Here is a 22,353-nt window from a genome sequence, read left to right as displayed (position 1 = left end):
GGCCACCGGCCCCCCGCGACCGCGCGGGATGGCCGAAGCTGTCAGATGTGAGCCTCCGGAGCCTGCGGGCGGTCGGCGCCGCCGCCTCCCGCCGCGTCGTGGACCGCTGCCGTGCCGTCCCACCGCGCCCGCCGCATGTCGAGGCGCGGCACGTGGCCCTGGGCCGCGCGGCTCGCCTCACGCAGCGGGGTGCCCTCCGCGCGGTAGTGGCCGATCGCACGCAGTTCGTGTCCGGGCAGGAGCACGCCGTCCGAGCGGACCACTCGCCACCACGGAACCGCGCCCCCGTAGAGCGCCATCACCCTGCCGACCTGCCGGGGTCCGCCCTCCTCCAGCCACTCCGCGACGTCCCCGTACGTCATCACCCGCCCCGGAGGGATCAGCTCCGCGACCTCGAGGACCCGCTCCGCGTACTCCGGGTACTCCGGAAGCCCATGCTCCGGTCCGCTCTCCTCGCTCATCCGGACCATCCTGCCGTACGCCACCGACACCGTGAGCGGCCCGCGACAGAGTGTGCGGCAGGAGACAAACTGGAGCTGGGTGAACACTTTGCGCCCCCGCATTGCACCCTGATGCCCCCCTCTGTCGGTGGGGCATGCCACCATCGTGCGGGCGGTGACTGGTGATACGAGATCAAGAAGAGGCGACGGAGCAGCAGGATGTGCACCCCGATGAGACGGCGGGCACCCCTGCGGCCGAGGCGCACCCGGACACCGGTGGGCACTCCCTGACGAAGCACGAGAAGCACGAGAAGCACGAGAAGTCCGGCAGAGACGAGGACGCTCGGCCGGCAGCCGAGCAGGGCGCCCACGCCGCCTTCGTTCCCGGGAACGCCGCGGGCTCCGACGGCCGCGGCCCCGAGGGCTCCGACGGCTCCGAGGACTGCGTCGACGACTGCGACAGCGAGGCGCACTCCGACCGCGTCGCCGGCGACGAACCGCTGCTCGCCGCGCGCGTGCACCGCCCTTCGGACCTGATGCGGCTGCTCGTCGGCATCCTCGGGATCGTCGTCGTCCTCGCCATCGCCGCCTTCGCGCACGGCACGACGTCAGGACTCGCCCAGGACATCGACAAGGGCACGGAACAGGCCCCCGACCTCCTGATCAAGTTCGCGGGCCTCACCGCGAGCATCGGCGTCCTGCTCGTGCCCGTCGCGTTCGCGATCGAGCGGCTGGTCAAACGGGACGGCCTGCGCATCGCGGACGGCGTCCTCGCGGCCGTCCTGGCGCACGGCGTCACGCTGGCCACCGACCTGTGGGTCGCCAAGGCCGCGCCGGACTCCATCCAGGAAGCGCTGACCCGGCCGTCGCCCGGCGATCTGCACGCGCTCACCGACCCCGTGCACGGCTATCTCGCGCCCGTCATCGCGTACATGACAGCAGTGGGGATGTCCCGGCGGCCACGCTGGCGGGTGGTCCTGTGGGTGGTGCTCCTGCTCGACGCCTTCACCATGCTGGTCACCGGCTACACGACGCCGTTCTCGATCATCCTCACCGTCCTGCTCGGCTGGAGCGTGGCCTACGGCACGCTGTACGCGGTCGGCTCGCCGAACGTCAGACCCACCGGCCAGACGCTCCTCGCCGGTCTGCGGCACGTCGGCTTCCGCCCGGTGAGCGCGGCCCGCGAGGAGTCCCCCGACAGCGAGCACGGCGACCGGGGCCGCCGCTATTTCGTCACCCTGGAGGACGGCCCGCCCCTGGACGTCACGGTCATCGACCGCGAACAGCAGGCGCAGGGCTTCTTCTACCGCGTGTGGCGCAGGCTGACGCTGCGCGGCATCACCCAGCGCCGCAGCCTGCAGTCACTGCGCCAGGCCCTGGAGCAGGAGGCCCTCCTGGCGTACGCGGCGATCGCGGCCGGGGCCAACGCGCCCAAGCTGATCGCCACCTCCGAGCTCGGCCCCGACGCGGTGATCCTCGTCTACGAGCACACGGGCGGCCGCACCCTGGACTCCCTGCCGGACGACGCCATCACCGACGAGCTGTTGTGCGACACCTGGCGGCAGGTGCAGGCGCTCCAGTCACGGCGGATCGCGCACCGCAGGCTCGCGGGCGACGCGATTTTGGTGGATCGTTCCGGCACGGTGATCCTGACCGACCTGCGAGGCGGTGAGATCGCCGCGGGCGACCTGGTCCTGCGGATGGACATCGCCCAGCTCCTGACCGCCTTCGGTCTTCGCGTGGGCGCCGAGCGCGCCGTCGCGACCGCGGTGGAAGTGCTCGGCCCCGACACGGTCGCCGACTGTCTGCCGCTGCTCCAGCCCATCGCCCTGACCCGCTCCACCCGGGGGACGCTGCGCAAGCTGGCCAGGGAGCGGTCCCAGCGCGAGCGCGAGGCGGTCCTCGACGCGTCCCGCAAGGACAAGCTGGCCCGCGCGGCGGAGGCGGACGCCGACGCGGCGGCGGAGGCGCTGGAGACCGCCCAGGGCGGCGCGAAGGGGCCCGACCGCAAGGCCGTACGCGCGGAGAAGCAGGCCGAGAAGCAGGCGATAGACGTAGCGCTCGACCAGGCCCGCGAGGAGGATCTGCTCACCCAGATCCGCCACCAGGTGCTGCTGATCCGGCCGCAGGCGCCCGTCGAACCCGCCCAGCTGGAGCGGATCAGGCCGCGCACGCTGATCAGCTTCATCGCCGGAGCCATCGGCGCGTACTTCCTGCTCTCGCAGCTCACCCACGTCGACTTCAACACGATCATCGGCGAGGCCGAGTGGGGCTGGGTCGCCGTGGCCGTGGCGTGCTCGGCGCTGAGCTACTTCGCGGCGGCCATGAGCCTGCTCGGCTTCGTGCCGGAGCGTGTGCCGTTCCTGCGGGCCGTGCAGGCGCAGGTCGCCGGGTCCTTCGTGAAGATCGTGGCGCCCGCGGCGGTGGGCGGCGTCGCGCTCAACACGCGCTTCCTGCAGCGCTCCGGGGTGCGCTCCGGACTCGCGGTGGCGAGCGTCGGCGCCTCGCAGCTGTTCGGGCTCGGTTCCCACATCATGCTGCTGATGATCTTCGGCTATGTGACCGGTACGGAGAAGACGCCTTCCCTGTCGCCGTCCCGGACCGTCATCGCGGGTCTCCTGTCGGTCGCGGTGCTCGTCCTCGTGGTGACCGCGATCCCCTTCCTACGGAAGTTCGTCGTCACGCGCGTGCGCTCGCTCTTCGCGGGCGTCGTGCCGCGCATGCTCGACGTACTGCAACGCCCGCAGAAGCTGCTCACCGGCATCGGCGGCATGCTGCTCCTGACGCTGATGTTCGTGCTCTGTCTCGACGCTTCGGTACGTGCCTTCAGCACCACGGAGATGACGCCCCTGACCCTGGCCAGCGTCGCCGTGGTCTTCCTCGCCGGCAACGCGCTCGGCTCCGCGGCGCCCACGCCCGGCGGTATCGGGGCCGTCGAGGCGACGCTCACCCTCGGTCTTGTCGCGGTGGGCGTGCCCAAGGACGTGGCGGCTCCGGCGGTGCTTCTGTTCCGACTCCTCACGCTGTGGCTGCCGGTGCTCCCGGGGTGGCTGTTCTTCAACCACCTGACCAGGAAGGGCCTTCTTTAGAGACAGGGAGGGTCTTCTTTAGAGAAGGGAGCGCTTCTTTAAGAGAAGGACGCCTGTTCACGGAAGGCCGAGCCAGCCGTGCGCCCCGTCTGCGCCCCCCGCAGGATGGGGAGCATGCCCAACCTCAAGGCACGTGCCGCCGCCACCGTCGTCCTGCTGTCCACGACCCTCGCGGCCTGCGGCGGTGACGGCTCGAAGGACTCCAAGGCAGAGGATGTGTCGGCCCAGAAGCTCAGCTGGAAGGACTGCCCCGCGCCCGCCGCCTCCGAAGGCGGAGGTGAGGCACCCTCTCCGCTGCCCGGCGGCGCCAAGTGGCAGTGCGCCACCATGAAGGCGCCCCTCGACTGGGACAAGCCCAAGGGGGACACGATCGACATCGCCCTGATCCGCGCCGCGTCGAGCGGCGGCAAGGACCGCAGGATCGGGTCGCTCGTCTTCAACTTCGGCGGCCCGGGCGGCTCGGGCGTCACCACTCTGCCCGCCTTCGGAGAGGACTACGCCAAACTGCGCACCCGTTATGACCTGGTGAGCTTCGACCCGCGCGGGGTCGGCCGCAGCGCGGGCGTGCGGTGCGAGGACGACAAACAGCTGGACACGTACTTCCAGCAGGACTCCACGCCCGACGACGGCGCCGAGCGCACGAAGCTCGTCGACAACGTGAAGGGCTTCAACGGAGCCTGCGAGAAGAACTCCGGAGAGGTGCTCCCCCACGTGCGCACCACCGACGCGGCCCGCGACATGGACCTGATGCGCCAGGTGCTCGGTGACGACAAGCTGCACTACTTCGGCATCTCGTACGGCACCGAACTCGGCGGCGTCTACGCGCACTTGTTCCCCAAGAGGGTGGGCCGTGCCGTATTCGACGCGGTCGTCGACCCCACCGAGACCGCGGAGGAGGGATCGCTCGGCCAGGCCGAGGGCTTCCAGCGCGCGCTGGACAACTACGCCAAGGACTGCACGTCGAAGGTCGAGGACTGCCCCGTCGGCGACACCGAGAAGGACGTCAAGGACAGGATCGCGAAGCTCCTCGAGGACCTGGACGCCAAGCCGCTGCCCGCCATCGCGCCGCGGAAGCTGACGCAGACCGCCGCCACGAACGGCATCGCGCAGGCGCTGTACTCCGCGGACTTCTGGCCGTATCTCACGGAGGGCCTCGACGAGGCGTACGACGGCGACGGCAAGATCCTCATGACGCTCTCCGATGCCATGAACGGCCGCAACCAGGACGGGACGTACAGCAACATCCAGGCGGCCAACATCTCCATCAACTGCGCGGACGACAAGGCGCGCTACACGCCGGAGTACGTGGAGCAGAAGCTCCCCGCGTTCCGTGAGGCGTCGCCGCTGTTCGGCGACTACCTGGCGTGGGGCATGGTCGGCTGCACCGACTGGGCGGTGGACGGCGCCGCCGAGCACCCGGACGTCAGCGCGCAGGCGGCGCCCCCCATCGTCGTCATCGGCAACACGGGCGACCCGGCCACGCCGTACGAGGGCGCGAAGAAGATGGCGGACGCGCTGGGCGAGGACGTGGGCGTCGAGCTGACGTACAAGGGCCAGGGGCACGGGGCGTACGACAGCAAGAACAAGTGCGTGCGGAACGCGGTGGACGGCTATCTGCTGGACGGCACCGTGCCGAAGGAGGGCACGGTCTGCTCGTGACGGAGCGGCGGCCGTTCGCCGGGCCGCCCAGGTCACTGTCAGTGGCCCCGCCTACTATGGCTTGACTGTCTTCCGAGGGGGGAAGCGCTCCATGCCGCGTTTCGTACGGTCAGCAGCTCTGGCCGCCGCAGGGGTTCTGGTGGCGGGGCTCGCCGTCGGCTGCGGTGGCTCCGACGAGAGTGGGGGCAAGGACGACGCGAAGCCCGCGCCGACCGGCCCCGAGCAGTCACCGAAGCCCGACCCCTCCTCCACCCTGCCCGCCTCGCTCACCACGCAGAAGCTCGACTGGGGCGGCTGCAAGGCGAGCGGCACAGAGCCCGCGCCCGGCTCCGAGTGGCAGTGCTCGACCCTCAAGGTCCCCTTGGACTACGCGAAGCCGGACGGCGAGACGATCGACGTCGCCCTGATCCGCGCCCGGTCCACCGGCGAGGGCAAGCGCATCGGCTCGCTCCTGTTCAACTTCGGCGGCCCCGGCGGCTCCGGCGTCTCCATGCTGCCGTCGTTCGCGGACATGTACGGCACGCTGCGCGAGCGGTACGACCTGGTGAGCTTCGACCCGCGCGGGGTGGCGGGAAGCGAGGGCGTGCGCTGTCGCAGCGACAAGGAGACCCAGGCCGCGGAGTCCGTCGACCTCACCCCGGACACCCCGGCCGAGGAAGCGGCGTACTTCAAGGACGCCGCGGACTTCGGCGCGGGCTGCGCGCGCGACGCGGGCAAGCTCCTCGGCCATGTCTCGACGGGCGAGGCCGCCCGGGACATGGATGTGATGCGCCAGGCCCTCGGCGACGAGAAGCTGCACTACATGGGCATCTCGTACGGCACCGAACTGGGCGGCACGTACGCCCACTTGTTCCCCAAGAAGGTGGGGCGTCTGACCCTGGACGCCGTCGTCGACCCGAGCGCGGACTCGGTGGGCCATGCCAAGAACCAGGCGCGGGGCTTCCAGCGCGCCCTGGAGAACTATCTGAAGTCCTCGGGCCAGGACCCGAAGGACGGATCGCAGAAGATAGTGCGCCTCCTGAAGCGCCTCGACGCCAAGCCACTGCCCGGGACGGGCGATCGCAAGCTCACCCAGTCCCTGGCGCTCACCGGCATCACGGTCACGCTGTACAGCAAGCAGAGCTGGCCCGCCCTGACCCGCGGCCTCGAACAGGCCGAGAAGGGCGACGGTTCGGCCCTGCTGCAGATGGCCGACGCCTACAACGAGCGGGACGAGTCCGGGCGTTACAGCACGCAGAGCCACTCGCAGCGTTCGATCTCCTGCCGCGACGGCAAGGCGCGGACGACGCCCGCCGAGGCGAAGCGACAGCTGGGCGAGTTCCGTGAGATATCGCCGGTCTTCGGCGAGTTCATGGGCTGGGACACGGCGGGCTGGTGCCACGACTGGCCGGTGGCCGGGCTGCACGACTCCCCCGAGGTCAGCGCCCCCGACTCGGCGCCGATCCTGGTGGTCGGCAACACCGGTGACCCGGCGACGCCCTACGAGGGTGCGCGGAAGATGGCCGACGAACTCGGCAAGGGCGTCGGCACCATGCTGACCTGGAAGGGCGAGGGCCACGGCGCGTACGGCATGGGCAGCGACTGCGTGGACGACACGGTCGACGACTACTTGCTGAACGGAAAGCCCCCGAAGGACGGCAAGGTCTGCGAGACGTAGGGAATCCCAGCCCGTCCGGCGTTTGAAGACGAGCCGTCGAGGCGATGCTCTGAGGTCGGCCCCGGACGGGCCGCGGACGAGAGGGGGCCCGCACCAAAAGGTGCGGGCCCCTCGTCGTCCGTTCAGGCGCTACGCCTAGTAGACCGGCTTCTCGGGCTCGATCTGGTTGACCCAGCCGATCACGCCGCCGCCCACGTGCACCGCGTCGCTGAAGCCCGCGGACTTCAGCACGGCGAGGACCTCCGCGGACCGGACACCCGTCTTGCAGTGCAAGACGATCTTCTTGTCCTGCGGAAGGCTCTCCAGGGCGGTGCCCATGAGGAACTCGTTCTTGGGGATCAGCTTGGCGCCGGGGATCGAGACGATCTCGTACTCGTTCTGCTCGCGCACGTCGATGATCTCGATCTTCTCGTCCGCGTCGATCCACTCCTTGAGCTGCTTGGGAGTGATCGTCGCGCCGAGCGCCGCCTCCTGGGCCTCGTCCGACACGACGCCGCAGAAGGCCTCGTAGTCGATGAGCTCGGTGACGGTGGCGTTCGGGCCGCAGACCGCGCAGTCGGGGTCCTTGCGGACCTTGACCTGGCGGTACTGCATCTCCAGGGCGTCGTAGATCATCAGGCGGCCGACCAGCGGGTCGCCCACGCCGGCCAGGACCTTGATCGCCTCGGTGACCTGGATGGACCCGATCGACGCGCAGAGCACGCCGAGCACGCCGCCCTCGGCGCAGGACGGGACCATGCCGGGGGGCGGGGGCTCGGGGTAGAGGCAGCGGTAGCACGGGCCGTGCTCGCTCCAGAAGACGGACGCCTGGCCGTCGAAGCGGTAGATCGAACCCCAGACGTACGGCTTGTTGAGCAGCACGCAGGCGTCGTTGACCAGGTAACGCGTGGCGAAGTTGTCCGTGCCGTCGACGATCAGGTCGTACTGGCTGAAGATGTCCATCACGTTCTCGGCCTCGAGCCGCTCTTCGTGGAGGATCACGTTCACGTACGGGTTGATGCCGAGGACGGAGTCCTTCGCCGACGCCGCCTTGGAACGGCCGATGTCGGCCTGGCTGTGGATGATCTGGCGCTGCAGGTTCGACTCGTCGACCTCGTCGAACTCCACGATGCCGAGCGTGCCGACGCCCGCCGCGGCGAGGTACATCAGCGCCGGCGACCCGAGGCCGCCGGCGCCGACACACAGCACCTTGGCGTTCTTCAGCCGCTTCTGCCCGTCCATCCCGACGTCGGGGATGATCAGGTGGCGGGAGTACCTGCGAACCTCGTCGACGGTGAGCTCAGATGCTGGCTCGACCAGGGGTGGCAGCGACACGGAGACTCCGTTGGTCGGTATATGGAAACGGTTGTTCTGTCCGTAACACTGCCACGCCCCTCTTCATTCCGAGACACCCGTTCCGATGCGCGAGACGATTTCGTCCCAGTACCCGGGCATCGACTCCCAGGGCTCGTCCCCTCCCCCGCCGTCCACCCGGTCGGTGAAGTAGATCGTCGACGCGCCCTGCCAGCGCGCGATGCGCAGCGCCTCGTCGAGATGGCCGCGCGGCATGCCGTGCACGAAGTGGCAGAAGCGCTCGGGTGGGTAGTCGGCGGTCCACTCGGCCACCTGTGACCAGCGGTAATCGCTCCAGGGGCCGGAGAAGGTCACCAACTGGTCGCCGGATTCCGCGTATCCGGGATACGGGTGGGTGCCATGCCCGAGGACGATGTGCGCGTCGTCGCGGAGCGCCCGCAGCGTCGTGACCGTCCTGCGCACCTCCGGGAGCGCCGCCCGCTCCGTGGGACAGCGGTCCAGGGAGAAGCCGTCGACCTGGTACCAGTCGAGGTAGCGATGGGCGTCGGAGATCAGCTCTCCGAAGCTGCGCGCGCCGTACGTCACGTCGAGGTGACCGAGAACACGCACGCCCGCGTTCCGCAGCCGTCCCGCCGCCGCCAGGCAGTGCGGGTCCGGACGATCCCCGGGGCCCCGGCTGACATTCAGGACAACCCAGTCCAAAGGGGTTCCGGGGCGGGTGAGTTCGGACCATTCGGCGGGCGCGACGAGGGGGTGCGCGAAGCCGGGGATGCCGAAGCCGAGACGTACGTCGGTGTGCGCTGTGCCCGTGGCTGTGCTGGTCAGATGCGGCATGCCGCCTCCATCCAGATGTCGGCGAGTGATTCCTCGAGGTTGATCCGGGGGCGCCAGCCGAGCCGGTCGCGCGCGGTGCGCACGTCGGCCTGCTGCCAGCTGCCGCATCCGTCGGGGTAGGGGTAGGCGGCCGGGCTCCCGTGCTCGGATTCGGCGCGGGGGTGCCCGATGGTCTGCCGCATGGCGCCCTGGTCGAGCTCGTGCAGGGCTCCGCCGTAGCCGGCGACGCGCGCCAGGACGGCCGCCGCGTCCCGCAGTCGTACGGCGCGACCGGCGCCGATGTTCACGATCCCCTGGGCGGCGGAGAGCGAGGCGGCGTGCACGGCGCGCGCCACGTCGCGTACGTCGATGAAGTCCCGCTGGACGCCGAGGCCCCCGAGCTTGAGCTCGCCGTCACCGGCCTGCATGGCCCGCCGCATGGCCTCGGCCAGCCGTCCGAGCGGCGATCCGGCCGGGGTGCCCGGCCCGGCGGGCGAGAACACCCGCAGGACGACGGCGTCGAGACCGGACCCGAGGACCAGCTCGGTGGCCGCGAGCTTGCTGACGCCGTACGGTCCGCCGGGCCTCGGCACGGCGTCCTCCGCGGTGGAGGACCCCGGCTGGCTCGGCCCGTACTCGGCACCGCATCCCAGCTGCACGAGCCGCGCCCCGCATCCGCTGCGGCGCAGGGCCTCGCAGATCGTGGCGACGGCGACGGTGTTGTGCCGGGTCAGCTCGCGGGCGCCGCCACGGGTGGCACCCGCGCAGTTGATGACGACGCCCGGGTGCACGGCGTCCAGGAAGCGGGTGAGCGCGCCGGGGCTGCCGCTCGCGAGGTCGAACCGTACGTCCGAGTCGTCGCCGCGGCCGAGCGCGGTGAGCTGCACCGCCGGGTCGGCGAGCAGCCGGTCGGCGACGAACCGGCCGAGGTATCCGTTGGCTCCGATCAGCAGCACCCTCATCGGGCGGCTCCCGGGCCGGATTCTCGGATGCTGGGGGTGCTCATCTGGCGTTCTCCTTCAGGGGGTTGCCGTAAATCACGGGGTAAGGCCCGCGGTGTCGGCCCCGCGGGAGAGAAAGTTTTCGAATGGGGCCCGGAAGATGTCGCATGGGGCCAGGGAGTTCTGGCGGCGCGCGTCCTCAGGGCGCTCCGTCGCCGTGCGCGGACGCCCGGCTGAGCACCCGCAGGGAATGGAGCAACAGCACGCCCGCGGCGGCGCCGCACGCGACGAGCGGTACGGCACCGGGCCCCCAGGCGCGGACCGCGACCTCCACCGGCGCCGCGAGCCACGCGGCCCCGGGCAGCCGCCCCGCGAACACGGAGGCGAGCGATACCGCCTCCACCGCGACCGCGGCGCCCAGCATCAGCAGGGGCGCCCGCGTGAACCCGTACGAGGAGAGCAGCCGGGACAGCAGCAGCAGGGCGCCGAGCGCCCAGGCGCCGGCGGAGGCGGGCACGCCGTAGACCGCCGCTGCCCCCACGAGCAGGGCGCCCAGGGCGCACAGGTACAGCGCGACGATTCCCACCAGCAACGGCCGCACGGCTGCGGTGAACTCGGCGAGCCCTCGGCTGAGCGGAAGCCGTCCCCGTGCCCCCACGGCGAACAGCCGCGCGCACCACACGGCGGGCGCCACGGCGAGCGAGAGCCCCAGTGCGGCGGCGGTCGACGGCGCCCAGAGGCCGTCGGGTCCGCCCGCGACGGCGGCCCGCATGAGCCCGTCGCCGAAGAGTGCGTACGCCACGAGAAGGCACACCCACGCGCGCGTGGCCGGCGCGACATGGTGCGCGGAACGCAGCGGCCCGTACCGAAGGGCCACCCGGAGCGCGACGGCCACGGCGAGTGCGCCACCGAGCCCCACCGCGTACCGCGCACGCCCCTCGCTCAGCTCGATCCCCACGGCGGCGAGTCCGCAGGCCACCCCCGGCAGCAGGGCGAACAGCGCCCATCCGGCGGGCACTTCGGGGGCTCCGCGCGAGGGAGCGAGCACGGAGGCCCCGCGCTCCCCCTCGCCGCGATCGTCACGCTCGTCGCGCGGCACGCGCGCGTACATCTCCTCGGCGAGCGCGAACACGTCCCGGTGCCTGAACCGTGCGGCCGTCCGGTCGGTCACTCCGTGCGCCTCGAGGCCCGCGGCGATCTCCAGCGGGTCGACGGCGCGCTCGCACAGCTCCCGATGCCGGTGCATCAGCGCCTTCACGGGATCCACGGCGCCGCGCCGCGCGGGCTTGGCACCCGCTCCGACGCCACCGCCGGAGCCCCGCCAGGCGTCGGGCTCGCGCACCAGTGCCGCGTCGGCGACCAGTTCCTCCGACCGCACGTCCCACCCGCCCGGACTTCCCGGAGCCCGCGGCGCGTCGACCTGCTGCTCCCTGCTCATACCCCCGCCCCCTTCAACCGCTCCGGTCTGTCCGTCTCCTGGGCCCAGCTGGGCGCCCCGCCCGGGCCCGCGCCCTCGTCCGCGCCGACACCACCCGCGGCGACCGCCCACCGCCCCGGCATGTACGCCTCCGCCGGATGGGCGAAGGGAACCGGCTCGCCCGCGTCGTCGAGCGCCTCCCTGCGCACCGGGCAGTGCGAGACGATCTCCAGGTAGATGCCGCGGAAGGCCTCGGTGTTCTGCTCCACGGTGAACAGTTCGAGCGCCCGCGCACGCGCCGCCGCCCCGAGCCGTTCGCGCCGCCCGGCGTCGCGCAGCAGCGCCACGCACGCCTCGCCGAGCGCCCGCGGATTGCGCGGCGGCACCACGAGCCCGGTGCCGCCGATGACCTCGACGACCGCGCCGACGTCCGTGGAGACCGTGGCCCGCCCGCAGAACATCGCCTCGACCAAACTGATCGGGAAGCCCTCGACGACGCTGGAGAGGACGACGACGCTCCCCGCGGCGTACGCGTCCGCCAGCTCGGGCGTCCCGGGCGCGCCGATCTCCTCGAAGGACACGGGGTTGTCGCCGACGGCGTGGGCGCCTTGAGCCTCGTCGGGGAAGAGCTGCGCGGCGAGCGCCCTGCAGTGTGCGAGGTAGGCGTGCGCCTCCGGGCCTTCCGCGGGCGCCCCCACGATGCGCAGCCGCGCCTTCGGCTCCTCCTTGCGGACCTCGGCGAAGGCGTGGAGCAGGGAGATCAGGTCCTTGGCGGGCTCGATGCGGCCGACCCACACCAGGGTGTCGGGGTCCCCCGGGTCCTCCCGGTCGCCGACCTCGGCGAAGCGGGACGTCTCCATGCCGGGGTAGACCGTGCGCAGCTTCGTCCGCTCGGCTCCGCACCGCTCCTGCCAACGGCGGGCGTGCGTGTTGCCGGGGGTGATGATCGTGGCCTGGCGGTACACCTCGGCGGCGAGCCTGCCGTGGAAGGAGGTGAGCAGCGCCCGCGCCGGCGCACTCAGCGTCTCGTCGCCGGTCGCGAGGTAGTGCGCCCGCAGTTGCACGCCGTACTCGGTGACCAGGAGCGGCACTCCGGAGAAGTGCTTGGCGAGTAGCCCGGGGAGCGCCGCCGGGCCGCCGGACGTGGCGTGGCACAGGTCCACCGCGCCGAGGCCGTCGTCCCCGTACCAGTCGAGGGAGAGCGGGCGCAGGGCGCGCTCAAGGTGGCTTGCCACGGCGAGCAGGTCGGGTACGCGTGCGGCGCGCGCCGTGCGGAGTGCGCCGGGCGCGCGGCACGCGCTCTCCAGGGCGCGCACGGCGGCTTCGGAGCGCAGCGCGGCGACGAGGCCGCCGTGGTCCCTCGCGAGTTCGGCGAGGCCGTGGAGCGCACTGCCGAAACGGTCCGCCAACGCGTCGCCGGCGCCTGACGCCCCCGCGGCGCCCGCCGCTCCGGAGTCGCACACAGCGGCGGCCAGTTCGCCGAAGCACTCCGCGAAGCGCCGCCGCGCCCGCCGTCCGTACCCGGCCCCGAAGGCCACGCCGTGGTCATCGACCGTCCACAGGGGCGCTGTCCACACGCGGTTCACCTGGGGCGGCAGCTCGATCCAGCCCTGCGCCTCCTGCCGCTCGCTGCGGCTGAGGGCGTAGATGTCGAATTCGTGCTGCCCGAGCCCGCGCACGAGCCGGTCGCACCAGAGCCTGGCCTCACCGCTCACATACGGATAGCCACCCTCCGTAAGCAGTCCGATGCGCACGCGTACACCCCCGATCTCCCATGTGGGGAGCCGCCGTTGGGCCGGCGGCTCGCAGCGGGACGAACGTATGCGGACAAGCCGGTGGCGCGATGGACGGTTGTCCATCGCGCCACCAAAAGGGGTGAACGGCAGTAACTTTCCCGTGCCGGTAGCGTTCTGTCGCGCTATGAGGCCCGGAGAGCGCTCTTCAGCTACGGAGCGTCAAGCTGCGGCCAGCCATCACTGACAGGGGGCTCAACTCTTGGGGAAAGCCCAGGGGTTGGCCTTGCACTTGATCCCGTCGTGATCGAGGAACTTCGTCTGCTGCTGCATGACGGGCGCGAGTTCGCCGTCCTTCGCGCAGTCCGTGTGATTGAAGCCGAGCCGGTGACCGACCTCGTGGTTGATGAGCATCTGCCGGTACGGGTGGATGCGGTCGCCGTAGGTCTTGGCGCCCTGCGCCCACCGGTAGGCGTTGATCATGACGCGGTCGGTGGCCGCGGAGTCACAGGAGACGTTCTGCTCAAGGGTGTCGAGACCGGATTTCGCGCACCACTTCCCGGTCGTCCCCGGGCTCGCGAGCGTGATCACGAAGTCGGGCTTCCCCGAGGAGATCCGCTCGAAGGTCCGGCCTCCGCCGTGCGCCCAGCTCCGCTCGTCGTTCAGGGTCTTCTGCACGGCCGACGCGAACAGCTCGCCGTCCAGGCCCATCCCCTTCTCGACGTCCACGCGGTAGCGGTACAACTGCCCCTTGCCCGGCGCCTTCTCGAACCCGGCCATCGCGTCGAAGTCGCCGGACGCCGTCAGCTTGGCGTCGAGCGGGTACTTCTTGGCCATCTTCGTCTCGTACGTCGCCGGGGCCGACTCGGGAGGCGTGGGGCGGTCGTCCGAACGGGACGCGTCGCCGCCGGCCGCCCGCTTCTCCTGGCCCTTCGCCGCCTGCGGCCGGGGCGCGGAATCCTTCGGCCCGTCGGTCACCTGGCCGGCCACCACGATCGCGAGAACGGTGGTGACAGCGGCGGCGGCGATGCCGGTGAAGGCGCGGCCCTTGCCTCCACCCTTGCTGTCGCTGCCGTCATCGTCATCGAAGCCGCCGGGTCCGTCGGGGCCGTAGGGGTCGGCTTCGTCAGCCCCGTATGCCCCGCCAACTCCGTCGTCTCCGTCGTCTCCGTCGGCCCAGAGCGCTCCTTGAGCTTCCTCGTCCTCGTCGACCGCGCGGTCCCAGTCGGTGACGGAGGCGTACGGGTCGCGGGGCGGGGCAGCGGCCGACATGGACGAGGGACGGCTCGCGCCGCCCCCGAAGAGGTCTTCGTCGGCGAACTCGCCGCTGAACGCGTCCACGTACTCGCGGCGCGGCCCCGGCATACGGGGCGGTGCGGGCCGCACGCCGGGCGCCCCGTAGGAGGCGCCGAGCCGCGGCCCGGCGCCCCACGCCTCACCGGACTCACGCTGCTCGGGATGCCCACCACGAACATGCGGCACGCCGTGCGAGGGAGTCGCCTGCGGGGTGCCGTGCGGAGGGGTGGCCTGGGGCGTGCCGTGCGCGGGCGTCGCCTGGGGGACCCCGTGCGACGGAGTGACCTGGGGCCCACCGTGGGCCCCATTGGCCCGCGGGATCCCGTGCGGCGGAGTCGCCTGCGGGAAGCCGTGGGCGGGGGTGCCCTCGTCTCCCGGGGCGCGTCGGCGGCGGCCCGTGCCGGGGCCCGGCGGGCGTGCGCCCTGCGGTGACGGTATGTCGTCGGTGTTCGTGTTGTCCGTGTTGTCTGCGAGGTCGGCCGAACCCCGGCGGCTATGACGTCCCACTCGCCGCCTCAGCTCCCCGCGTCCGAATGACCGGATGCATGCAACTCGCCCGTGTCCGCGAGCAGTTCGCGGAATGCCGTGGCCACCGTATCCGGATACTCCATCATCGCCACATGCCCCGCGTCCGGAAGAGTGAGCAGCCGTGAGTCGCGGAACGCGGCGGCGGCCTTGCGGGCCATGCGGTACGAGACGAGCAGGTCCTTGCCGCCGTAGACGAGCAGCGTCGGCGCGAGCACCCGCTCCGCCTGCCGCCACAGCCCGTGCTGGCCACCCAGCGTGTACGCGTTCACGATGCCGCGCGCCGAGCGGGCCATCGCGTCCCACATGTACGGAAGGGCGAGCCTGCGCTCCATCTCCCGTACGGCCGCGCTGTACCCCTCGGACGAGACCCGCCCCGGGTCGCCGTAGCAGAGCGCCATGACGCCGCTGACCCGCTGCTCGGCCGTCCAGTCCTTGGTGAGCCGGGTGAACAGGGCCGCGACCCCGGGCACCGCGAGCAGCCCGGTCGGCACCGCCGTGCGCTGCACCCGCAGCTCCGGGAGCGCGGGCGAGATCAGCGTGAGGGTGCGGACCAGGTCGGGGCGGACGGCGGCGACGCGGGTGGTGATGGCGCCGCCCAGCGAGTTCGCGATCAGATGCACGGGCCCGTGCTCGCGCGTATCCAGGTAACGGATGACCGCGCGCGCGTGCCCCGTGACCGAGTAGTCGCCGTCGTCCGGCGGCGGAGAGTCACCGAAGCCCGGAAGATCGATCGCCGCGCAGTCGACGACGTCCTCGAGGAGCGGCATCAGGGCCGACCAGTTCTGCGAGGAACCGCCGAGCCCGTGCACGTACAACGCGGCGGGAAGGCCCTCACGGACCGACGGCCTGGAACGCACCGAGAGCGTGAGCCCGGGGAGGCTGACCGAGTCGAGTTGCTCGCCCGCCGCGACCGCCACGACGCCCGGCTTGGGGGCGACGGTGGCGGCGATCACGTTTGGCAGCTCGGTCGAGGACATGCGGCAATGTTACGAGACGATCACACGGTGGTTCATGTGTTCGCAGTCACAGATCCGGCCGACGTCGCCCGGCGCCCCCCGGAGAGGCGCCCAGGGAGTACCCGGAGATGGCCCGGACATGACCCGGAGATCGCCCGGAGATCGCGTAGCGCCCCGTTCGGCAGTCTCCTACGCTCATAGAAGAGGGCGAACAGGGCACTCGCACCACTAGTCCTCCAGGGAAGAGAGCCACGATGACCGTCGACCCGACCGACCCCGACACCTTCGAGGTCGAGGAAAACGCCGACCACAGCGCCGAAGCGCCCGAGGCCGATGCCGCGGAGCAGCAGACCGATCTCACGCCGAGCGAGGACGACTCCTTGCAGGACGTGGACACGACGACGGCCAACGAGGCCGACCTGGCCGAACAGGCCCGCGTCGTCAGCCTCGACGAAGACGACTATCGCTGAGCTGCCCGTGTTTGCCCTGCTACGCACGGCTTTCACGGTCATCCAGTCCGTGAAATTCTCCGCTCGTACCGCGCACATCACGGTTACCGAAAAGTACGATGGCCGCGCGGCGCACACCGCACATTCACGATCATGGGAGGCGGCGTGACAGCCATCGAGCAGACAGAGGCAGCGCGCCCGCGGGGCACACGCCTGCCGCGTCGTGCCCGACGCAATCAGTTGCTGGGCGCGGCGCAGGAGGTCTTCGTCGCGCAGGGGTACCACGCGGCGGCGATGGACGACATCGCCGAGCGGGCCGGAGTCAGCAAGCCGGTGCTCTACCAGCACTTCCCCGGCAAGCTCGACCTGTACCTCGCCCTGCTCGACCAGCACTGCGAATCACTGCTGCAGTCCGTCCGTACGGCACTTGCCTCCACCTCGGACAACAAACTGCGCGTCGCGGCCACGATGGACGCGTACTTCGCGTACGTGGAGGACGAGGGCGGCGCCTTCCGTCTGGTCTTCGAGTCCGACCTGACGAACGAGGCCGCCGTCCGTGAGCGCGTGGACCGGGTCACCCTCCAGTGCGCGGAAGCGATCTGCGAGGTCATCGCCGAGGACACGGGCCTGCCCCGTGACGAGGCGATGCTGCTCGCGGTGGGCCTGGGCGGCTACTCCCAGGTGGTCGCGCGTTACTGGCTCGCCAGCGGCAGCACGGTCCCGCGCGAGAAGGCGGTCGAACTGCTCACCTCGCTGGCCTGGCGCGGTATCGCGGGCTTCCCGCTGCACGGCGTGGACGGCCACTGACTTCTGTTCCCGATCTCTGTTCGCTACTGGCGTGCAGCGGCACAAGCATGCAGGTCGCCTCACCGGGCTAATGTGTGCTGAGTACGGCGCGGCAGGCCGCGCACATCACTGAGCGTCGGAGGGACAAAGCCGTGGAGGTCAAGATCGGCGTGCAGTACGCGCCCCGCGAGATCGTGCTGGAGAGCGGCCAGAGTGCCGAGGAAGTCGAGCACGCGGTGTCCGAGGCGCTGACCGGCAAGTCGCCGCTGCTGAGCCTCGTGGACGACCACGGCCGCAAGGTCCTGGTTCCGGCCGACCGCCTCGCATACGTCGAGCTCGGTGAGCCGACCGCACGCAAGGTGGGTTTCAGCGCCCTGTAGTTCAGGGGCGCGGCACGCAGGACGAAGTACGGGAACGGCCCGGTGGTTGCAACCACCGGGCCGTTTCCGTGTGTTGACGCACCATGCGGGAGGGGCCCCGAAGGGGGTTCCAAGAGGACTCCGGCGGTCTCCGGCGAGCTCTGGAGGATTGCATTCCGGCCACCGGGGGTAATACCGGCTACGACCGTTTTGCACCTGGCCGCGAGGGAGGAACACCCTGTGATTCTGGAAGCACTCGGCTCCGCACTGCTCGGTTTCGCCCTGGCATGGGCCACGGCCCACCGACTGTCCCACCGGCTCCCCGCCCGCAGCCTGGTCCTCTCGACCGGAGCCGCGGGAGCCGTGATCGGCGCCTTCGTCACACACATGGCCCTGGGCGCGGGCCACGCCCCCGGCACCATCATCGGCGCGGTGGCCGTAGCGGCGGCCCTGCTCTCCCTACTGATCCGCCCCAGCCGAGGCCGACTGCGCCGTCGCTCAGCGACGGCGTAGGGGCAAGCCTCAGCGCCCGTCGGGGCGCGCGGGCGGGGGGAGCCCCGCCGGGGCAACGAGAGCCCCCGCCAGGCCCCCGGGAGGCAGCGCCCCCGTCAGGGACGGGGGGAACTGGACACGGGGAGGGCAGTGCCCCGTCAGGGGCGCGGGGAACTGCGCGAGCAACCACAAATCCACCCGCACGGGCAAACCGACGGCCCACCCCGAAGGGGCGCGGGGAACTGCGCGACAAGCCCCCACGCACCCGCAGCCGAAAACGGCCGGCCACCCCCGAAGGGGCGCGGGGAACTGCGCGAGCAACCCCCACCCACCCGCAGCAAGAACCGCACGGACCAGCCCCCTAGAGCCGCGGGGAACGGCGCGAGCAACCACACCCCACCCGCCACCCCACCCGCAGACGAGATCCCCCCGGCCCCCCGAAGCCCCAGCGACTACGCCGCAAGGCCAAGCGCAGCCATCCGCTTCGTATGCGCCTCAGTGATCCGCGAGAACATCCGCCCGACCTCGGCAAGGTCGAACCCATCGGCAACGCCCCCGACCAGCATGGTCGACAACGCATCCCGGTCAGCAACCACCCGCTGCGACTGCGAGAGCGCCTCGCCCATAAGGCGACGGGCCCACAGCGCCAGCCGCCCCCCTACCCGCGGATCCGCGTCGATCGCGGCCCGCACCTTCTCCACCGCGAAGCTCGCGTGCCCCGTGTCGTCGAGCACACCGAGGACGAGACGACGGGTGTCCCCGTCGAGCCGCGCCGCGACCTCGCGGTAGAAGTCGCTGGCGATCGAGTCACCCACGTACGCCTTGACCAGGCCCTCCAGCCAGTCGGACGGCGCCGTCTGACGGTGGAAGCCGTCGAGCGCGGCCACGAACGGCTCCATCGCATCGGTCGCGTCCGCGCCGATCGCCGAGAGCCGGTCCCGCAACTGCTCGAAGTGGTGGAATTCGGCCGACGCCATCTTCGCCAGCTCCGCCTTGTCGCCCAGCGTCGGCGCCAGCTTCGCGTCCTCGGCGAGCCGCTCGAACGCCGCGAGCTCCCCGTAGGCAAGCGCTCCGAGGAGGTCCACGACCGCGGCGCGGTAGTTCGGGTCGGCGGCAGCGGTGGTCCAGTCCTGGGCAGCGATTCCCTTGGGTTCGGCAGGTGTGTCAGCGGCGGTGTCAGGCGTCTCCATAAACCGCACAATAGCCCGCGCGCAGCAACGTGTAAGGGCCTGGTCAGTGACTGTGACGACAGTGACGTGACCAATTCGCCAGACACGGCTGCGAGATTCCGGGGTACAGTGGTAATGCGCCTGCCGAATATTCGTCGGGCCGTACGAATGAGGATGCCCGGTCGGAGGCCCGATCGGCTCCGACCCGACAGCCCTCCAGGCGGCCCGCACAGTGCGGACGGCACGAGGAGGGAACCTCAGCGGTACGAGCGCTCGAGCGCAGGCAGTGGTCCCGCGCCCCCGGCCCCGCCCCCCAAGCAGCCGGCGGTAGTGGCACGGTCACGACCCCCAGCGTTCGCCTCGGGCCGCGTCTCACAGAAGAGGCAATGCCCTGACTACGACTTTCCGCGATCTCGGAATTCTCTCCGAGACGGCCGAGGCCCTTGAGGCCGTCGGCATCACCAGCCCTTTCCCCATCCAAGAGATGACGCTCCCCGTCGCGCTCTCCGGAAGCGACGTCATCGGCCAGGCGAAGACCGGCACCGGCAAGACGCTCGGCTTCGGACTGCCGCTCCTGGAGCGCGTCACCGTCCCCGCGGACGTCGAGGCCGGCCGGGCCAAGCCCGAGCAGCTGACCGACGCCCCGCAGGCGCTCATCGTCGTCCCCACGCGTGAGCTGTGCCAGCAGGTGACGAACGACCTCCTGACCGCCGGCAAGGCGCGCAATGTGCGCGTCCTCGCCATATACGGCGGCCGGGCCTACGAGCCGCAGGTCGAGGCCCTCAAGAAGGGCATCGACATCGTCGTCGGCACACCCGGTCGTCTGCTCGACCTCGCGGGCCAGAAGAAGCTGAACCTCAAGCACATCAAGTGCCTGGTCCTCGACGAGGCCGACGAGATGCTCGACCTGGGCTTCCTGCCCGACGTCGAGCGGATCATCAACATGCTTCCGGCCAAGCGTCAGACGATGCTGTTCTCGGCGACCATGCCGGGCGCGGTCATCGGCCTGGCCCGTCGCTACATGTCGCAGCCCACGCACATCCGCGCCACCGCGCCGGACGACGAGGGCCAGACCGTCGCGAACACCAAGCAGCACGTGTTCCGCGCGCACAACATGGACAAGCCCGAGATGGTCTCGCGCATCCTGCAGGCCGAGGGCCGCGGACTCGCGATGATCTTCTGCCGTACGAAGCGGACGGCCGCCGACATCGCCGAGCAGCTCGAGAAGCGCGGCTTCGCCTCGGGCGCCGTGCACGGCGACCTCGGGCAGGGCGCCCGTGAGCAGGCGCTGCGCGCGTTCCGCAACGGCAAGGTGGACGTGCTCGTCTGCACGGACGTCGCCGCGCGCGGTATCGACGTCGGTGGCGTCACGCACGTCATCAACTACCAGTCCCCCGAGGACGAGAAGACCTACCTGCACCGCATCGGCCGCACCGGCCGCGCGGGCGCCAAGGGCATCGCGATCACGCTGGTCGACTGGGACGACATCCCGCGCTGGCAGCTGATCAACAAGGCGCTGAACCTCGGCTTCAACGACCCGGTCGAGACGTACTCCAGCTCTCCTCACCTGTACGAGGAGCTGAACATCCCGGCGGGCACGAAGGGTGTGCTGCCGCGCGCCGAGCGGACCCGTGCCGGGCTGCGCGCCGAGGAGATCGAAGACCTCGGCGAGACCGGCGGCAAGGGTGGCTCGCGCGATCGTGGCGGCCGTGGCCGTGACGGGCGTGACCGTGACGGACGTGATCGTGACGGGCGTGACCGTGACCGTGGGCGTGCTTCCGAGGCCGCCCCGGAGCGCGAGCCGCGTGAGGCGCGTACGCCGCGTCGCCGCCGCCGCACGCGTTCGGGTACGCCGCTGGAGACCCCCGCGGTGGCCGCGGCTGAGGTGGTGGCCGCCCCCGAGGCCGAGCTGACGGAGCCCCGCGCGCCGCGTCGCCGCCGCAGGACGCGCAGTGGTTCGGAGGCGGCGGAGGCCGTGGTCGAGACGGTCGAGGCCGTGGAGCCCGCCGAAGCCACTCCCGCCGAGGCCCCGGCCGAGAAGCCCCGCCGCAGGACCCGCAAGGCAGCGGAGCCGGTGGCCGTGGCCGAGGTGACGGAGCTGCCCGAGGCCGAGGCCCCGGCCGCCAAGCCGCGCCGCCGCACGCGTAAGGCTGCGGAGCCGGTGGCCGAGGTCACGGAAGCCGCCCAGGCCGAGGCCGAGGCTCCCGCGGCCAAGCCCCGCCGCAGGACCCGCAAGGCAGCGGAAGCCGTGGTGGACACGGTCGAGGCCACTGAGCCCGAGACCCCCGCCGAAAAGCCGCGCCGCCGCACGCGCAAGGCTGCGGAGCCGGTGACCGAGGTGACGGAAGCTGCCCAGGCCGAGGCCGAAGCCCCTGCCGCCAAGCCGCGCCGCCGGACCCGCAAGGCTGCGGAGCCCGCGGCTGAGGTGACGGAAGCCGCCCTGGCCGAGGCCGAGGCCCCCGCGGCCAAGCCCCGCCGCAGGACCCGCAAGGCAGCGGAGCCGGTGGCCGAAGTGACGGAAGCTGCCACGGTCGAGGCCGAGGCCCCGGCCGCCAAGCCGCGCCGCCGCACGCGCAAGGCTGCGGAAGCCGTGGTGGACACGGTCGAGGCCGAGATCCCCGCTCAGCCGACGGAGGAGTCGAAGCCGCGCCGCCGTACGCGTAAGGCCGCGGAGGCTCCGGTTGCCGCCGAGGAGGCCACGGTCGCCAAGCCGCGCCGCAGGGCGCGCAAGGCGGTTGCTGCGCCGGCCGAGGAGAGCTGAGACGCTCCGCTGAGGCTTGACGCCTGAAGGCCCGGCCCCCTACGGGGTGCCGGGCCTTCGCCGTCCCCGTCCCCGTCCCCGCACGCTCGGCGGCCCTGTCCCGGCGCTCCGCGCCGGATCTTTCCCGCCCACCCACCCAATACCCGGCAGCAACACGGCACCCCAACAGCAAGAGACCACCAACTGCTGCCCCAGCAGCTGCAGGGCCCAGCGGGCGGGCTGGCGGCCCCAGAAAGAAACCACCGACGGAAACCCCACCCGGCCACTGAGCAACTACTGGGCAGTGGAGCGGGCGGGTGGGGAGTACTCAGCAGCTACCGGGCAATCGGGCGGGCGGGCGGGAAAGACCCGGCGCGAAGCGGCGGCCCAGTACACACGACGCACCAACAGCTAGCCATCACCCCCTCAACCCACAACAGCTACCGGGCAATCGGGTGGGTGGGTGGGAAAGACCCGGCGCGAAGCGGCGGCCCAGGCGCTCACAACGCGCCGGCAGCCAGCCACTGTCCCTTCAG

17 protein-coding genes are annotated in these 22,353 nt (G+C 71.5%); 8 read left to right on the top strand and 9 right to left on the bottom strand.

From position 1 onward, the window contains the following. Positions 1-41 precede the first annotated feature (41 nt). The gene (locus ABXJ52_RS24570; RefSeq protein ID WP_367044843.1) at positions 42-461 is read right to left on the bottom strand and encodes an MGMT family protein; all 420 of its coding nucleotides are present in this window, start codon (positions 459-461) and stop codon (positions 42-44) included. A gap of 161 nt (positions 462-622) precedes the next feature. Here ABXJ52_RS24570 and ABXJ52_RS24565 point away from each other — a divergent pair, with 161 nt between their 5' ends. The 3 genes from ABXJ52_RS24565 (at position 623) to ABXJ52_RS24555 (ending at position 6,845) form a co-directional block, all read left to right on the top strand. Next, entirely contained in the window at positions 623-3,529 is a 2,907-nt protein-coding gene (locus ABXJ52_RS24565) for a lysylphosphatidylglycerol synthase transmembrane domain-containing protein (protein ID WP_367044842.1), read from the top strand. A gap of 114 nt (positions 3,530-3,643) precedes the next feature. After that, the gene (locus ABXJ52_RS24560) at positions 3,644-5,188 is read left to right on the top strand and encodes an alpha/beta hydrolase (RefSeq protein WP_367044841.1); all 1,545 of its coding nucleotides are present in this window, start codon (positions 3,644-3,646) and stop codon (positions 5,186-5,188) included. A 91-nt stretch (positions 5,189-5,279) separates the two neighbouring features. Continuing rightward, on the top strand, positions 5,280-6,845 hold the full coding sequence (locus ABXJ52_RS24555) for an alpha/beta hydrolase (protein WP_367044840.1): 1,566 nt from the start codon (positions 5,280-5,282) through the stop codon (positions 6,843-6,845). 135 nt (positions 6,846-6,980) lie between these two features. Here the strand turns inward: ABXJ52_RS24555 and moeZ are convergent, their stop codons facing one another. The 7 genes from moeZ to ABXJ52_RS24520 form a co-directional block, all read right to left on the bottom strand. Continuing rightward, positions 6,981-8,159 (bottom strand): adenylyltransferase/sulfurtransferase MoeZ, encoded by a 1,179-nt coding sequence (gene moeZ, locus ABXJ52_RS24550; protein ID WP_363209138.1) that lies wholly within the window; start codon positions 8,157-8,159, stop codon positions 6,981-6,983. Positions 8,160-8,222: 63 nt separating this feature from the next. After that, positions 8,223-8,972 carry a spherulation-specific family 4 protein gene (locus tag ABXJ52_RS24545; RefSeq protein WP_367044839.1) on the bottom strand — a complete coding sequence of 250 codons (750 nt, stop codon included), beginning with the start codon at positions 8,970-8,972 and terminating at the stop codon, positions 8,223-8,225. Beyond that, complete coding sequence (locus tag ABXJ52_RS24540; protein ID WP_367044838.1) at positions 8,960-9,913, bottom strand: NAD-dependent epimerase/dehydratase family protein; 954 nt, start codon at positions 9,911-9,913, stop codon at positions 8,960-8,962. Before ABXJ52_RS24540 ends, ABXJ52_RS24545 begins: the two co-directional genes overlap by 13 nt. 178 nt (positions 9,914-10,091) lie before the next feature. Continuing rightward, entirely contained in the window at positions 10,092-11,330 is a 1,239-nt protein-coding gene (locus ABXJ52_RS24535; RefSeq protein WP_367044837.1) for a hypothetical protein, read from the bottom strand. Then, complete coding sequence (locus ABXJ52_RS24530; RefSeq protein WP_367044836.1) at positions 11,327-13,063, bottom strand: DUF3492 domain-containing protein; 1,737 nt, start codon at positions 13,061-13,063, stop codon at positions 11,327-11,329. Before ABXJ52_RS24530 ends, ABXJ52_RS24535 begins: the two co-directional genes overlap by 4 nt. 234 nt (positions 13,064-13,297) lie before the next feature. Next, entirely contained in the window at positions 13,298-14,845 is a 1,548-nt protein-coding gene (locus tag ABXJ52_RS24525; protein WP_367044835.1) for a DUF3152 domain-containing protein, read from the bottom strand. 8 nt (positions 14,846-14,853) lie between these two features. Further along, positions 14,854-15,843 carry an alpha/beta hydrolase gene (locus tag ABXJ52_RS24520; protein ID WP_367044834.1) on the bottom strand — a complete coding sequence of 330 codons (990 nt, stop codon included), beginning with the start codon at positions 15,841-15,843 and terminating at the stop codon, positions 14,854-14,856. Positions 15,844-16,076: 233 nt separating this feature from the next. On the opposite strand from ABXJ52_RS24520, the gene ABXJ52_RS24515 reads away from it, so the two are divergent. The 4 genes from ABXJ52_RS24515 to ABXJ52_RS24500 all read left to right on the top strand — a co-directional run bounded on the left by ABXJ52_RS24515 (position 16,077) and on the right by ABXJ52_RS24500 (position 17,929). Further along, positions 16,077-16,292 carry a hypothetical protein gene (locus ABXJ52_RS24515; protein WP_367044833.1) on the top strand — a complete coding sequence of 72 codons (216 nt, stop codon included), beginning with the start codon at positions 16,077-16,079 and terminating at the stop codon, positions 16,290-16,292. A 144-nt stretch (positions 16,293-16,436) separates the two neighbouring features. Then, on the top strand, positions 16,437-17,078 hold the full coding sequence (locus tag ABXJ52_RS24510; RefSeq protein ID WP_365860495.1) for a TetR/AcrR family transcriptional regulator: 642 nt from the start codon (positions 16,437-16,439) through the stop codon (positions 17,076-17,078). A gap of 131 nt (positions 17,079-17,209) precedes the next feature. Then, positions 17,210-17,437, top strand: a complete 228-nt coding sequence (locus ABXJ52_RS24505) for a DUF3107 domain-containing protein (RefSeq protein ID WP_055565193.1) — start codon at positions 17,210-17,212, stop codon at positions 17,435-17,437. A 219-nt stretch (positions 17,438-17,656) separates the two neighbouring features. Next, entirely contained in the window at positions 17,657-17,929 is a 273-nt protein-coding gene (locus ABXJ52_RS24500) for a hypothetical protein (protein WP_367044832.1), read from the top strand. Between the two features lie 431 nt (positions 17,930-18,360). Here ABXJ52_RS24500 and ABXJ52_RS24495 read toward each other — a convergent pair whose 3' ends face one another. Then, positions 18,361-19,098 carry a ferritin-like fold-containing protein gene (locus ABXJ52_RS24495; protein WP_367044831.1) on the bottom strand — a complete coding sequence of 246 codons (738 nt, stop codon included), beginning with the start codon at positions 19,096-19,098 and terminating at the stop codon, positions 18,361-18,363. A 463-nt stretch (positions 19,099-19,561) separates the two neighbouring features. On the opposite strand from ABXJ52_RS24495, the gene ABXJ52_RS24490 reads away from it, so the two are divergent. After that, positions 19,562-21,838 (top strand): DEAD/DEAH box helicase, encoded by a 2,277-nt coding sequence (locus tag ABXJ52_RS24490; protein WP_367044830.1) that lies wholly within the window; start codon positions 19,562-19,564, stop codon positions 21,836-21,838. Positions 21,839-22,353 lie beyond the last annotated feature (515 nt).

This window comes from Streptomyces sp. Je 1-332, assembly GCF_040730185.1.
Taxonomy (GTDB): Bacteria; Actinomycetota; Actinomycetes; order Streptomycetales; family Streptomycetaceae; genus Streptomyces.
Note: the sequence above shows the minus strand (reverse complement) of the source record. Positions and strands in the feature narration are given on the sequence as shown.